The following is a 13,180-nucleotide window of genomic DNA, read 5'->3' as shown; positions in this document are numbered from 1 at the left end:
TGACCTCGAAAGGGTCCTCCCGTCATGGCTGCATCCGACGCCGCAACCCGCAGACTCGTCTCACAGATCGCCGCCCACGAATCTTGGGCTGCCACTCCTGACCGCGCAGCACGCACCGCCAAGGCCCGAGCCGCCCGCGATGCGAAGTTCCTCGAGCAGGCCGGGGGAGACCCCGTCCGCGCTGCTCACCTCCGCAAGGCGCACTTCAAGCGCCTCGCCCTCAAGTCCGCCCAGGCTCGTCGGCGTGCACGCGAGCTGAATGAGGTGGCCGAGACCGCCGAAGCCGAGCTCGCAGAGGCCGGTGGTCCCGATGTCGCCTAGCAACGAGAGAAGCCGCCCGACGGCGAACCGGGCGGCCTCGAATGTCTCGCTCAACGACAACTTCGATTCTACGCCTCGCTGCCGACGTTGTCGCCGACCTCTGAGCGCGCCGCGGTCCATCGAGACTGGCATGGGCCCGCGCTGCCGACTGCGGGCAGACCGCGAGGCAGGGGGGTCTGCGCGACCTCTCACCGCCTGGCAGGCCGCCATCGCGGAGGTGATCGCGTGCGCCGCCTGATCTGCAGCACCGTGACACCAGCGCTCGACGTCTGGAACGGCTATGGATCCCGGGACCTGCTCGAGGAGCACCGCGGCCGGCCGCCGGTCTGGTCCTCGAATCCACGCGGGTGGGTCTCTCAGCCGGCCAACCGGGCCGACCTGATCGCCCTCGCCGAGCTTCGTGGCTTCGTCGTGCGTGTCGAAGAAGCGGAGGTGGTTCGGTGACCGAGCTGGCCTCCATCATCGATTTCGTCGATCACTTTCAGCGGCGCGTTCTGGTCGATGCCCTCAACGAGGCAACGGCGGTCTACTGGCGCAAGCGTGCGGAGGCGATTGAGGCCGCCCGACCGCGTCCCGGCGACTGCTTCGGGACCGCCACCCGCGAGCAGATCCGCGCACGGGACCAGCGCCTCGCCAAGATCGCCGCCGGTTGCCGGCTGCGCGCCGAGCTCGCGTTGACCGAGGGCGTCGGCGCGACCGACGTCCCTCCGGTGCTCTGGTGCGACACCTGCCGGACTCCCACCTCACCTTGGTCGTGCTCGTGTGGCGAGACCCGAGTCGGTGAGGCCGGATGAGTGAGTACGACGACTGGGTCCGCGACATGCGGGCCAACGGGGAGGGACCACCGCTGCCCGAGGCCGCGCTGGCGAAGGCGCGGGCGACGTGCGCCCGCTGGCTGGGCGAGGAGTACGACTTCGACGCGCTCTGTCTGGTGCTCGCCGCGGCTGCCGTCGACAGGCTCGACGGCGATCCGCTCTGGGTGCTGATCGTGTCCGGCTCGGGCAACGCGAAGACCGAGACCGTGCAGGCTCTAGCCGGCGCGGGCGCCCTAGTGACTAGCACGATCACGAGTGAGGGAGCGTTGCTCTCGGCGACTCCGAAGAAGGAGACCGCGGCCGACGCGACCGGAGGGCTTCTCCGCAAGATCGGCGGCCACGGCGTCATGGTCATCAAGGACGTCACCTCGATTCTGTCCATGCCCCGCGAGACCCGCTCGGCCGTGCTCGGAGCACTTCGCGAGGTGTACGACGGCCGATGGTCCCGCAACGTCGGCACGGACGGCGGACGGACGCTCGACTGGACCGGACGACTCGCGCTCGTCGGCGCCGTCACGACGGCTTGGGACACCCACCACGGCGTCGTCGCGGCGATGGGCGATCGCTTCGTTCTGCTGCGGATGGACTCGAGCATCGGCCGGCAGGTCGCTGGCCGGCGGGCGATCGGCAACACCGGCCAGGAGGAGCAGATGCGTCGTGAGCTGAGTGACGCTGCAACCCTGGTGCTCGATTCGATGCGCGGCGTCCAGCCCTTGAGTGACGAGGAGACCGCCCGGCTGCTGGCCGCAGCGGACCTGGTCACGCTCGCACGCACCGCCGTCGAGACCGACGCCCGCGGAGAGGTTCTGTGGGGGCACGCCCCGGAGATGCCGACGCGGTTCGCCAAGCAGCTCGCCCAGGTGGTCCGCGGGGGAGTGGCGATCGGCATGGACCGTGCCGACGCTCTGCGGCTCGCGATCAGGTGCGGCCGGGACAGCGTCCCGCCGCTGCGGCTGGCCGTGATCGACGACATCGCGGCCAATCCGGGCAGCTCGACGGCCCAAGTCCGCAAGCGCATCGGGAAACCGAGGATCACGGTCGACCGGACATTGCAGGCGCTCCACATGCTCGGCGCCGTCGAGTGCGACGAGGAAGAGATCGAGTGGGCCGGCAAGCCGGGCACGCGCTGGTATTACCGGCTGGCTGACGGCATCGACCCGAGCGCCCTCAATGCGAAATCAGTGCCGGATACGTCAGTACCCACCCCTAGCCCCAAAGAAGGAAGGGGGTCTGAGGGCGATGGGTACCGCACCCCTTCTGACGTTTCCGGCACTGATTCGGAATCGCGCGAGTGCCGCTCCTGCCGGCGTCCTCTGGATGACGCCTCGCGGCTGACCAGCTCATCAACCTGCACGACGTGCGAGGCCAGGGAGCTGACCCACTGATGGGGTGCGAAAGAGGGCGGGACCACGGGCGGTGTGGGTTGCTCCACCTCGCCCCTCGTCGCTGCTGGTCGTGGGGTTGGTGGACATGGCGCTGATCGGAACTGACGGTCCGGCGGTTGTTGTCAGTGCCCGGGCTTGCGCCTTCCTTGAGCGGTACGCCGGCCTCACCTCGCTGCGGGTCAGGGTGCGCGGCGTGGACCCGCAGCTATCGAAGGAACTCGAGGAGATCCGCGTGGCGGCCATGTCGTGGCGTGGTTCCTCCACTGGAACCGAACGCGACACCGAACCGGAACTGGACACATGCTCGGAGTGGCTGAGCACCGGACAGGCGGCCGACGAGCTGATGGTCACCGACCGGGCGATCCGGAAGGCGATTCAAGGCGGTCGTCTCCAAGCAACCGAGGTCGGTGGCCGATACCGGATCAGCCGAGAAGACCTGGAGCACTACCGAGCCGCACGAGCGGCGTGAGGAGAAACCTGATGGATCGACAGGAAGCGCTGAAGGTTCTGGCCCGTGGCGGCCAGGGCGAGGAAGCGATGGAGGTCATCGAGAAGTGGGTCAACCGGGCGCACTCGAGCTACAGCCGGACTCGCGAGGACGACACGCGGAACTCGACGTACATGCGCTGGGCGCTGGCGGTCGACTTCGCGCGGGCAGATCGCGAGCTCAGCGACGAGCTGGTGGCCATGGCCAAGCGCGTGGTGGCGGTCGATCACGGCGACGCCAAGAAGGTGTTCGGTATCGCGGACATCCCCGGCGACACTGCGACGCTCATCATCTCTCGTCGCGATGCCGGCGACCGCGCTTCCTCCATCAGCGACCGGGGCGAACTCCTCGCCGCGCTCGACCGGGCAACCCGCAGCGGCGACGAGGTGATGGCCCGTGCGATCGCTGAACGCGCGCTGGAACTCCGCGACACGAAGACGCTGAACAGGTTCGCTGACGCTCGTCCGCACCTCGACGCTGCGCTTGAGCGTCTGTGGCACACCGAGCGAGGCGAGGACACGGGCGGTATGGAGTTCGCGATGGCGATGAGCTCTCTGCGCCCGAGCGAGCTCGACCGGATGTCGCTTGCCAGCATCCGCGCCCTGGCCGCAGGGGAGCCGGGAGCAGCGTGATGAGGGCGGGTGGGGGAGAGGCCCCTGGGGGTGCATCCGATGTCCACTGCAGGACTAGGTCGGATCTCTCTCTACCGAAAACCGCTGACGTGGTCCCGCTCCGCGACGTCGCCGAGATGGCCGCCACAGGCTCCCGCAGGGACATGCTGGTGGCCCTCCGGGACAAGCTCTGGGCCGCCTTCCATGACGAGCGCACCCAGCCCCGTGACCTCTCGCCGCTGACCCTCCGGCTCAAGGAGATCCAGGCCGAGATCGAGGCCATCGACCTCCGCGACGGCGACGGCTCACCCCCGGCTGAGATCGAGGACGGTGTCTTCGATCCCGACCTCATCTAGCCGTGTGTGTAAGCGACCTAGCCCTGCAGTGGACGCCCACGACCACCCCCGGGGGACCCACCCCCAGCCCTCTGAAGGAGACACCTCCGATGACACCCGATGAGAACCTGGCCGCGCTGCCGGCCGACGTGAAGACCCAGCTCCTCGAGCTGGTCAAGGCAGCCGCTGACACCGACGACACCGGCAAGGTCTTCCTGCTGAGCTGGATCGCCGAGCAGGTCGAGAGCCTCATGGACTCTGCGGTGGTGCGCGAAGACACCAACCTGGTCCGGCTGTTGGCCCATGCCGGGAAGGTCGTCAGCGCGATCTACTACACCGACAAGTTGGAGGTGGCGTGATGGCCGTGCGCCGTGAGTCCGTGCTCCTCGAGGTCGACGACCGCTTCACCCGCGAGATCCTCAAGGCCGCCGCGGCGACCAAGGTTCTCAGTGGCGAGCTCGACCGCCTTGGGCGGCAGGGCGTCGACACCAGCCGCACCTTCGACGACAACAGCCGAGGCGTCGACCGCTTCCGCCGCTCGGTCGATCAGTCGGGGCCGTCGATCGACCGCTACTCGGGCCGACTGGCCGTGATGGCCAAGGCGGTCGCGGTACTCGGTCCGGGGCTAATCCCGATCGGTGCCGTGGCTGTCCCCGCGGTCGCCGGACTGGCCTCCCAGCTCGGGTTCGCCGCGATCAGCATGGGATCTCTGGTCGCCGCGACGCAGGGAGTGGGCGATGCCCTCAAGGCGGTCAACGAGGCGGCCCTGGAGCCGACTGCCGCGAACCTCGAGAAGGCTCGCGAAGCCATGGCCAAGCTCGGGCCCGATGCGAGGCAATTCGTCCTCCGCTTCCAGGAGCTTCGGCCCGTGCTCGGTGACATCCGCGATGCTGCAGCGGCTGGCTGGTTCCCGGGCCTGACGGAGGCGCTCGACCACTTCGAGCGCGTCGCACCCCGCGTGGCATCCATCTTCGAGGCGCTCGGCCGCGCTGGAGGCGACCTCGTAGCCGCAGGAGCCAAGGCGCTGGCCGGCGCCGAGTGGGCGGAGTTCCTGTCATTCGTCGAGCGAGAGGGCCCGGAGGCGCTCGAGCAGTTCGGCCGCTCGGTCGGCAACGTCGCTCACGGCTTCGCAGAGCTCTGGATGGCCGTCGACCCCCTGAGCGACGACTTCTCGACCTGGCTGCTCAACGCCAGCCGCGACTTCGACGCCTGGGCAGCTGGACTCGCCCAGACGGAGGGGTTCGAGGAATTCGTCGACTACGTCCGCCGCGTCGGTCCTCAGGTGGGCCAGACGCTCGGGTCGATCGCTGAGTCGGTGATCGCCATCGTCGAGGCTGCCTCCCCGCTCGGTGGCCCGGTGCTGGAAGCGTTCGAGCTGATCGCCGACACCGTCAAGGCGATTGCGGAGTCGCCGATCGGTCCCAAGGTGTTCACCATGGCCGCGGCGTTCCTCGTGCTGAACAAGACGCTGGCCGTGACCGCTGGCCTGCTGGCCAAGACCGGGTTCGTCGGCGCCGCGGGTGCCATCCGCAACGTCGGGCCCGCAGGCGGCGGCTCAGCGGGCGCAGGAGCACCCGGCGTACTGCCGATCGCAGGCCGCGTCACGGCGGCCCGCACCCAGTTCTCGCAGCTGCGTACCGACATGGCAGCCCTTCGTGGTGCCACCGATGCCCAGCGCCGAGCGAGCACCTCCCTGCAGCAGGCTCAGGCGCGGACGAACGCGACCATCCGGTCCTACGGCACGACTGCCCTCAAGGCAGGAGCAGGGGCCGGCGCGTTCGCAGTCGCCACAGGCACCATCGGTGACGGCCTCGGCCTGCAGAACACGGCGATGCTTGGCCTCGTCGGCACCATGGCCGGTCCCTGGGGAGCTGCGATCGGTGCGGGCATTGGACTGACGATCGACCTCGCCAACGCGACCGGGCAGTACGCCGATGCGCAGGAGCGGGCCAACGCTGCCGTGAAGTCGAACAACGTCGAGCAGATCACCGCCGCGATCGCCGAGCAGCGCAAGATCCTGGCCGGCGCGATGGACTCCGACAAGGTGACCGGAGTCGGCGACCTGTTCTCTGACATCGGCCGCGGTCTGACCGGCGGCGGTGGGGCCGACGTGAAGGAGCGCGCCAAGAAGGAGATCGCCGAGCTCGAGGATGCCCTACGAGGGGTCAACAACGAGAGCACCCGACTGCGCCGAGAGCGTGAGGTAGAGCTGTGGGCCCAGAGCGCAGGCGCCGCCTTCATCGACCTGGCGAACGACATCGAGAAGCCCGAGCTGTCCCTCGACAAGCTCGTCCACCGGATGCGCGACCAGGGCCGTGCTGCCGCTCAGATGGGCCGCAACCTCCGGAAGGCGATCGAGAACGGCGCTGACCCTGCGGCGCTGCAACGCTTGATCGATGAGCTCGGCCCACAGGCGGCCCTGGTCCTGCAGGATCTCGCCGCGGGCGGGGAACGAGCCGCTGGGCGACTCAATGCCGCGTGGCGTCGATCGCAGGGACAGGCGAGCCTCCTCGAGGGTGCGATCGAGGAGGTCGGCCACGCGGTCGGCCGCCTGCCGGACGGGACCGTCATCCGCGTCACCGCCGAGACCGCCAAGGCGCAGAAGATGATCGAGCGGATCAAGGCAGAGGTCGCGGGGATCAAGGACCGGACCGTGAAGCTGAACATCATCTCGAACTACATCCGCCGGGACACCCTGCTCGCGCAGGGCGGACGTGACGGCGACCCCAGCACCCCATATGCGCGCGGGGGCCTCGTTCACGGGCCGGGCGGACCCACGGACGACTTGGTTCCGGCCCTGCTCTCCAATCGGGAGTACGTCGTTCGGGCCGCAGCCGTGGAGAAGTACGGCGTTGGCTTCTTTGACGCGCTCAACAACGGGATGCTTGATCTGGCCCGACGTGCCGCAGGCGGACCGGCCGGAGTTCAGAGCGCCTACACGCTCGCGGCCGGCGGATGCGTCGGCGACTGGATGGAGAATGTGGCATGACCCTGATCGCGTTCGCGACCTACCCGGATCGAGCCGAGCTCATCACCGACACCGCCGCCTACACGGCGTACCTTCGGCACGTCGGACATCGGTCGAAGGTGTTGCCGCTACCCCATGTAGACGCCGCACTCGCCACCCAGGGCGACCATCGGTTCGGCGTCGCGGCGAGAGTAGAACTCGGCGAGATGGACGTCGACTTTGACTCGATCTCCACCCTCGCCTCCGCGCGTTTCAGGCAAGCTTGGGGCAGCATCGTCGATCTCCCTCGACGTGCCTCCACCGAGGGCTCGGCGTTCCTCGTCGGCTATTCGGTCGCGGTCTCCCGGTTCGTCGCCTATCAGTACCTCGCTGAACACGACTTCGAGCGCGAGGAGGTAGCCGGCGTGCACATCATGCCGACGCCTCTTGGATTCCGGCCGCAGGCATTCGAGGTCGCTCGGCTCAACGACAGCGGGGATCCAGAGATGGCCGAGTTCAGTGCCGAGTGGCTCGAGGAAGCCGAGGCCGACCAGCCCACCTCCCGTGACGAGTGGCGCGATCTCGCGCTGCTCGCGCGCCGGACGCGAGCCTTGCACCCCGACCCGCGAATGAAGGTTGTCGTCGCAGGGAAGCTGCTTTGGACCCGGGTAGCGCGAGGGCGCATCCGCACAGAGGTAATCCACGAGTTCGATGACACCGGCGAGGAGCTCGACCAGCTGATCATCAACACGCTCCACCCGCGGGCCCAGATCGCCCCGTGTGGCTGCGGGAGCGGCGCCCGGGCCCTCGACTGCCATATCGCTGCGTCTGCCGACGCAGAGTGTCCCTGTGGCAGCGAGAAGACGTTCCGTGAGTGCTGCATGATCACGCCCGAGGAAGCCGAGGCGGCCCTGACGATGGGGTTGGTCGCACCGCGAATCAAATGACGGAACCGGGCCACGTACCCCTGCGTTCTGACGGCCCGTTATTGCAGAGCTTGCGGGGGGTTGCCCGGTTCCGGTGAGTGGGGCCGTATCCCCGGCTGTTCGCCGAGGCCGCGCCCCACTCGCTGCCCACTGTACGACGCTGAGCCGCCCTGCGCGGATGCGCCGCCTAGGGTCAGCCTGTGTGAACACCACCATCGCCGCGGTTGCTGCGGCCGCCTCGATCGCCTCGGCTGTCTTTATCGCGATCCAGGTCCGAGAGATGAAGCGGCAGACCCGGATGCAACGTGAGATCTCCGAGGCTGCCGCTGCCCCATACGTGTGGGCAGACGTGCGAGTTAACCCCACCAATAGCTCCGCCCTCGAGTTCGTCGTCGGCAACTCCGGCAGGACGGTCGCGCGGAACGTGACCGTTACGGTTGACCCGCCATTCCCTAGCGGCGACAAGCCGGAGCAGCGCTTCGTCGACGTCATGCAGGAGAAGCTCCGGCAAGGCTTGCCGTCCGTGGCGCCAGGCCGCGAGTTCATGTGGCCCCTTGGGCGTTCGACCGACCTCGTGAACGGTGACAGTCCGACGTCCCATGTGGTCACCATCGACTGCGAGGGCTCGGTCGGAGCTGTTCCACGCTCCGAGTACGTCATCGACTTCAACAGTTTCCGCGAGTCGATCGCTCGCACCCCTGGATCGATGAACCAGATCGCGAAGGCGATCGATCAGCTGAGCTCGAAGGTCTCGACCGAACAGCGGCGCCAGACCGACGCGCTCTACCGGCTCGCGGGCGACGGTCGGGGCGAATAGCGGTACGCGTTCCAGTGGGCGCCAAGCTTCCTCGGCGTCTCGGTGAAGCGCCCGTGGCTCCTGGGTGTCTGCCGACAACGAATCAGGGGGCACGTAAGCCGGTCGGCAAGAGGCGGCGGGCCGGCTTACAGCAGCGGCGATGTGAGGTTTGCTTAGCGGCATTTGCGCAGGTCAGCACCGTCGTACACGTTGTGTCGGACGGTCCACCTAAGATCGTCCCTTCCTCGACGAGTGTTGCGATCCTCGGGACCTTTAGACGGCTTCGGCGAGTTGTGCAACAGTTGGGGATAACTAAGGCAATCCTGTGCGTTACAGGTACTGGAATGTGGATGAACCTGGGGAGCAGGAGGTAGCGAGATGGCAAGCGTGCATGACGTCGCGGCCTACATCCTTGAGAAGCGCGGCCCGATGAGCACGATGAAGCTTCAGAAGCTTTGCTACTACTCGCAGGGCTGGTCTCTCGCGTGGGACGACGTCCCCTTGTTTCCCGAGCCGATTGAGGCATGGGCCAACGGCCCCGTCGTGTACGACCTGTTCCGGGAGCACCGTGGGAGCTTCCGGGTTGCTTCGTGGCCCCATGGCAACTCCGACAACCTGACTGAAGACGAGGTTGAGACGATCGACGTCGTCCTTGACGCTTACGGCCACCTGACTGGCCAGCAGTTGAGCGACAAGACGCATGCAGAGCGACCGTGGCTGGAGGCGCGCGGCAGCAGTGCCCCTGGGGCGCGGTCCAACGCGACGGTCGAACTTGAGACGATGCAGGACTTTTTCGGCGGACTGTTGCTGGGTGAAGACCTGAACTGATCGACGGCTGCTCGATATGGGTGACAAGCGCGATAAGAAGCGCCTGAGACGACAGCAATCAAACGCGCAACGAAAGACCGTGCCTGATGCCGGCACCCCTTCGCGGTCCAAGACGCTGCCGACGGCGTCCGCGCCCGCCCTCGATCAACAGCCGTTCAGGTGGACTATGCAGTCCATGGACCATACCTATGACGGCGAATGGAACTGGAAGCTCTCCGGCGAGGAGGTCAGACACTTGCTCGAGGTCTTGGAGGATCTCGCGGGCAAGTCGTGGCGGGAAGTCAAAGAGATGCGCACCAACTCCAAGCGCAACACCCGCCAGCTTCATCACGATCAGCCGGTCGACAGCATCCATGAGGACGCGCAGAAGCGCTTAAGGCAGCTCAAGCTCGACGTCGAGTCGGTCTTTCGGCTCCGCCACGGGAACTTGATTCGAGTCTGGGGCTACGTCCAGGCAGGGACCTTCTACTTGGTGTGGTTTGACCGCCACCACAAGATCTGTCCAACCGAGAACTAGCCTGCAAGGCGAAGGGCCTACCCGCCGTATCCATTGCCCGCAGCTCGGGCTCGGCAGGCGGGGCAGGTCGTCCCGGCGCTCTTGATTGCGGACATGCAGGCCGCCCTGATGAGCAGGAACGCGAACCAGAGGACGCCCGCGAAGAAGGCGGCGTACAGCCCGAGAACGAGAAGCAGATCCATGGCGGGGAGGCTAGTCCGCCCGCACGATGTCGGTGGTCGGTTCTACGGTTCCAGGGTGGCGGGTCGCGCGGTGGGTACAAGCAGACCGACGGCATCGTGGTCGCCCGCCTTTGCGGCACCTCCCGACGACTGTCGTTCGAGCACACCGACGACGATGAGGCGGTTGCCGAACTCCGGGCGATCACGACTCGCGTCGACCTGCTGAGCCAGGCTGCCGGCGCGGCCATGGCCCAGCACCGTTACAGCGCCGAGGTCCACCCGTTCGCGCGAGGGGCTGCGGACTTGTTGTTCGCGGCGGGGGCTGAGCTTGCGCCGGCTGAGGAGCAAGCTGCGCTGTCGCTCACTTCGCTCAGCGCTGATTGCCCCTCGAGCGCTTGGTTGTCTCTCCGCCCGCCCGAGGGGCTGTCCTCTTCTCGGGGGACGCGACGACGCTATGTCCAGAGCGAGGGCCGCCGCTAGAGACTCCTCGGTTCCTACTGCCGCCCGCGTCGTTCCGTCGGCGCCGTCGGGCAGGGTTGACCCCATGGAGATGATTCCGGACGCCATTCGCCCACTGGCTCGCGAGGTCAAGACGTTTCTCGGAGGCACCGAGTTCGACCTTCGCCTGCTGAGAGCGATCTTGTCTGCTGCCAGCGTCGATCAGTTGGCTCAGTCCGACGCAGGCTTCGAGGTGGTTGCTTGGCCGCTTGAGTCCGGGCAGCGTGCGGCTCTCGCCGTAGCTGGCGACCGCCTGATCTACGCGACCGTGAGCTCGCAGGACGAGACGGTCATCTATCGACGCTCGGACGTCGTTTCGGTGGTCGCCAAGGAGATTGATAGCGGCCGCGATCAGTTCTCCTGGGTAGTCCGCAGGTGGGCGGTCGTGCTGCCGGATCGGACCATCGATGTGAGCGGCTTGAGCGACTGGGACGCCCATGACCGGGTCGCGAGGTTCATGCAGACGCTCATCTGATCTGGCGAACGCCGTCAGCGCCGCGGGTTGTCGCGGATGTGCCGCTCGGCGCCCCGCAGCGTCAGGCCCGTGCGCGCCATCAGGTCGTTCACTCGCCGGCGCTCCTCGCTGACCTTCACACCCTGGATCTCGAGGATCTCGCTGACGTTGTCCTCGGAGAACCGGGTGGCGCGGCCGACACGGACATGAGGCCACTCGCGACGTGCGCAGAGGCGTCGCACGATGTCAGTGGACACTTGGAAGGCTTCGGCGACCTCGTCGACTGTGTAGAGCTTCTCCATGGGTCAGTACCGCGCTCCCCACCAGTCGTCCTCGAGGCTCTCCAGCCACACCTCGAGATCCTTCCGCAGGACGATGATCCGGCCCTTTGGTGGCTCGCCATGCTTCGAGGGGCTGGAGCGCTTGGCCCGCAGGTCGCCGGCCTTGACGGCCCGGTAGAGCACGGCCCGGGAGAGGCCGACGACAGCAGCAGCGTCATCGAGCGTGTATGCGAGAGCGTCAGTGGCAGGTACCCGAGGCATGTGACCCATCCAAGCGAAGAGCCGCCCCCGTCACCGCGACGGGGGCGGCCCCTCTGGGTGTCTGGGACTAAACGCCGCCGGGCCAGGCGCGCATGGTGTCGACCAGCTCGTCGAAGTGACGCCGGAGATCATCGGCGATCTCGGCCCAGGTCTCGCGATCGATCCAGACCGGGCGTTCGTACTCGACCACTTCGACCTCCGTGCGCGCGTTCTCTCCGTACCGATCGGGCCACAGCTCAACGGGCGTGAGTCCGAGCAAGACCGAGAGGCGGTCCGCGTCGCGCTCGGTGACGAACCCGATCTGGGCGGCCTTCTGGAAGGCGCGCACCTCAGCGGACCGGGCCTCGAGCCCGAGGGCGGTCCGGCCGCCACGGAGGCGGTACTGGGTCACCAGCGGTTCGGCCGGGACGCAACGAGGGGGGCGACCCCGGCGGCGGCTCATGCCTGCCCCACCTTGAGGAGGTGCTGCAGGACGGCGATCAGCTCGCGAGCCTCGTCGAGGTAGAGGTCCGCGACGTTGAAGCTCTGGAGCTGGCCCGTCTCCTGGTCTCCGTACCGCTGTTCGATGCGAATCCGGTTCAACGACCCGCGGTTCCCTCGAACCAGCCTCAGGGCGAGGTGCGCCCACGCGGCGTCGTTGCCAACCCAGTAGGGCCAGTGGTAGTCGGTCCGGATGCAGAGCTCCGGCCCGTCGTGCAGCCGGGAGAACTGGAACATGCCGTCGTCGGCGAGGTGCCCAACGCCGTCGCCGGTGCACCAGTCCGGGCACTCGCTCGACAGACCCATGGGCTCGTCATTGAGAACGTGAAGGATCGGTCGGAGTTCGGGCGCCTCCCAGGCCATCTGGTCGGCCTTGGTCAGTGCCACGGGGATCTCGGGGGTAGCGCTCTTGAGCGCAGGGGTAGTACGGTTCGTGTCAGTCATTGAAATCCTCTTCTGAGGTACGAGGCCCTGGGTGAGCTGCAACTCCCCGGGGCCGGTTCGTTTTTCCGGTCTGGAAAGGACGCCTGCAAGCGCCCCTGAAACGGCGAAAGGGTCCGCACGTTCTGCGGACCCTTGTGGGTCAGTGGCTAGTCGATGGGTCCTCCGGTCTCGCCCGATAACCTGGCCCACAACGCTCGTCTTACGCCCCGCTCACCCGCGTAGTCGTACAACGCTTATGCGGTCGGCACCCCGAAGATGCCGGGCGAGCCGCCGCGGGTGCAGCCCAGCAAGAAGGTCGCCGAACACTGGGACGAGCAGGGCAACCGGGTCGAGGGGACCTAGCCCAGCGTCGTCAGGCGGGCAGGCCCCGCACGACCGCCACCTCGCACAGCCGCGCGAGGTCGCTGCGCACGCGGGGGTCGAGGCCCGGCACCGCGTGGGCGACCAGCAGGTGCACCGCGCAGCGGGCTGCCTGGCCGGGGTGGGGCAGGCCGAGCCCGGGCGCCATCGCGACCGCTGACTCGCACAGGTCGACGACCCGGTCGCGCTCGGAGGCGCTCAGGCACGTGCCCGTGAGCGCCTCGAAGAGGCGGACGTCGAGGGTGTGCAGGGCCGACATGACAGGTCAACGAC

Annotated in this window: 21 protein-coding genes; 14 read left to right on the top strand and 7 right to left on the bottom strand. The window is 67.6% G+C overall.

Annotated features, from left to right (window positions below; translation table 11 throughout):
• Positions 1-60 precede the first annotated feature (60 nt).
• Positions 61-375 carry a hypothetical protein gene (locus AC2YHB_RS02290; RefSeq protein WP_487353551.1) on the bottom strand — a complete coding sequence of 105 codons (315 nt, stop codon included), beginning with the start codon at positions 373-375 and terminating at the stop codon, positions 61-63.
• On the opposite strand from AC2YHB_RS02290, the gene AC2YHB_RS02285 reads away from it, so the two are divergent.
• From AC2YHB_RS02285 to AC2YHB_RS02225, 13 genes are all read left to right on the top strand, one after another.
• Positions 260-559 carry a DUF6011 domain-containing protein gene (locus tag AC2YHB_RS02285; RefSeq protein WP_487353406.1) on the top strand — a complete coding sequence of 100 codons (300 nt, stop codon included), beginning with the start codon at positions 260-262 and terminating at the stop codon, positions 557-559. The two genes, AC2YHB_RS02290 and AC2YHB_RS02285, sit on opposite strands and share 116 nt — an antisense overlap.
• Positions 547-765 carry a hypothetical protein gene (locus tag AC2YHB_RS02280; protein ID WP_487353405.1) on the top strand — a complete coding sequence of 73 codons (219 nt, stop codon included), beginning with the start codon at positions 547-549 and terminating at the stop codon, positions 763-765. The genes AC2YHB_RS02285 and AC2YHB_RS02280 overlap by 13 nt, the downstream gene beginning before the upstream one ends.
• Positions 762-1,115, top strand: a complete 354-nt coding sequence (locus AC2YHB_RS02275) for a hypothetical protein (RefSeq protein WP_487353404.1) — start codon at positions 762-764, stop codon at positions 1,113-1,115. Before AC2YHB_RS02280 ends, AC2YHB_RS02275 begins: the two co-directional genes overlap by 4 nt.
• Positions 1,112-2,521: a hypothetical protein gene (locus tag AC2YHB_RS02270; RefSeq protein ID WP_487353403.1), complete on the top strand. Its 1,410-nt coding sequence runs from the start codon at positions 1,112-1,114 to the stop codon at positions 2,519-2,521. Before AC2YHB_RS02275 ends, AC2YHB_RS02270 begins: the two co-directional genes overlap by 4 nt.
• A gap of 85 nt (positions 2,522-2,606) precedes the next feature.
• On the top strand, positions 2,607-2,990 hold the full coding sequence (locus AC2YHB_RS02265) for a helix-turn-helix domain-containing protein (RefSeq protein ID WP_487353402.1): 384 nt from the start codon (positions 2,607-2,609) through the stop codon (positions 2,988-2,990).
• Positions 2,991-3,001: 11 nt separating this feature from the next.
• Entirely contained in the window at positions 3,002-3,640 is a 639-nt protein-coding gene (locus AC2YHB_RS02260; RefSeq protein ID WP_487353401.1) for a hypothetical protein, read from the top strand.
• A gap of 89 nt (positions 3,641-3,729) precedes the next feature.
• Positions 3,730-3,975 (top strand): hypothetical protein, encoded by a 246-nt coding sequence (locus tag AC2YHB_RS02255; protein ID WP_487353400.1) that lies wholly within the window; start codon positions 3,730-3,732, stop codon positions 3,973-3,975.
• A gap of 89 nt (positions 3,976-4,064) precedes the next feature.
• Positions 4,065-4,313: a hypothetical protein gene (locus AC2YHB_RS02250; RefSeq protein WP_487353399.1), complete on the top strand. Its 249-nt coding sequence runs from the start codon at positions 4,065-4,067 to the stop codon at positions 4,311-4,313.
• Positions 4,313-6,943 carry a hypothetical protein gene (locus AC2YHB_RS02245; RefSeq protein ID WP_487353398.1) on the top strand — a complete coding sequence of 877 codons (2,631 nt, stop codon included), beginning with the start codon at positions 4,313-4,315 and terminating at the stop codon, positions 6,941-6,943. Before AC2YHB_RS02250 ends, AC2YHB_RS02245 begins: the two co-directional genes overlap by 1 nt.
• Positions 6,940-7,848, top strand: coding sequence for an SEC-C domain-containing protein (locus tag AC2YHB_RS02240; protein ID WP_487353397.1), 909 nt, complete (start codon positions 6,940-6,942; stop codon positions 7,846-7,848). The genes AC2YHB_RS02245 and AC2YHB_RS02240 overlap by 4 nt, the downstream gene beginning before the upstream one ends.
• A 181-nt stretch (positions 7,849-8,029) precedes the next feature.
• A complete protein-coding gene (locus AC2YHB_RS02235; RefSeq protein ID WP_487353396.1) occupies positions 8,030-8,644 on the top strand; it encodes a hypothetical protein in 615 nt (204 codons plus the stop codon).
• Between the two features lie 357 nt (positions 8,645-9,001).
• On the top strand, positions 9,002-9,451 hold the full coding sequence (locus tag AC2YHB_RS02230; protein ID WP_487353395.1) for a Panacea domain-containing protein: 450 nt from the start codon (positions 9,002-9,004) through the stop codon (positions 9,449-9,451).
• Positions 9,452-9,467: 16 nt separating this feature from the next.
• Positions 9,468-9,968 (top strand): hypothetical protein, encoded by a 501-nt coding sequence (locus tag AC2YHB_RS02225; RefSeq protein ID WP_487353394.1) that lies wholly within the window; start codon positions 9,468-9,470, stop codon positions 9,966-9,968.
• 17 nt (positions 9,969-9,985) lie between these two features.
• Here AC2YHB_RS02225 and AC2YHB_RS02220 read toward each other — a convergent pair whose 3' ends face one another.
• Positions 9,986-10,150, bottom strand: coding sequence for a hypothetical protein (locus AC2YHB_RS02220; RefSeq protein WP_487353393.1), 165 nt, complete (start codon positions 10,148-10,150; stop codon positions 9,986-9,988).
• 523 nt (positions 10,151-10,673) lie between these two features.
• Between AC2YHB_RS02220 and AC2YHB_RS02215 the strand changes: the two genes are divergently transcribed.
• Positions 10,674-11,102, top strand: coding sequence for a hypothetical protein (locus tag AC2YHB_RS02215; protein ID WP_487353392.1), 429 nt, complete (start codon positions 10,674-10,676; stop codon positions 11,100-11,102).
• 14 nt (positions 11,103-11,116) lie between these two features.
• Here the strand turns inward: AC2YHB_RS02215 and AC2YHB_RS02210 are convergent, their stop codons facing one another.
• The 5 genes from AC2YHB_RS02210 to AC2YHB_RS02190 form a co-directional block, all read right to left on the bottom strand.
• Positions 11,117-11,383, bottom strand: coding sequence for a helix-turn-helix domain-containing protein (locus tag AC2YHB_RS02210; RefSeq protein ID WP_487353391.1), 267 nt, complete (start codon positions 11,381-11,383; stop codon positions 11,117-11,119).
• A 3-nt stretch (positions 11,384-11,386) separates the two neighbouring features.
• On the bottom strand, positions 11,387-11,623 hold the full coding sequence (locus AC2YHB_RS02205) for a helix-turn-helix domain-containing protein (protein ID WP_487353390.1): 237 nt from the start codon (positions 11,621-11,623) through the stop codon (positions 11,387-11,389).
• Positions 11,624-11,690: 67 nt separating this feature from the next.
• A complete protein-coding gene (locus AC2YHB_RS02200; protein WP_487353389.1) occupies positions 11,691-12,014 on the bottom strand; it encodes a hypothetical protein in 324 nt (107 codons plus the stop codon).
• Positions 12,015-12,061: 47 nt separating this feature from the next.
• Entirely contained in the window at positions 12,062-12,547 is a 486-nt protein-coding gene (locus tag AC2YHB_RS02195; RefSeq protein ID WP_487353388.1) for a hypothetical protein, read from the bottom strand.
• Positions 12,548-12,899: 352 nt separating this feature from the next.
• Positions 12,900-13,166, bottom strand: coding sequence for a hypothetical protein (locus AC2YHB_RS02190; RefSeq protein WP_179649837.1), 267 nt, complete (start codon positions 13,164-13,166; stop codon positions 12,900-12,902).
• Positions 13,167-13,180 lie beyond the last annotated feature (14 nt).

This window comes from Nocardioides sp. SRI_004, from assembly GCF_057586415.1.
The sequence above is the reverse complement of the archived record's forward strand: the minus strand, read 5'-3'. Positions and strand labels throughout refer to the sequence as shown.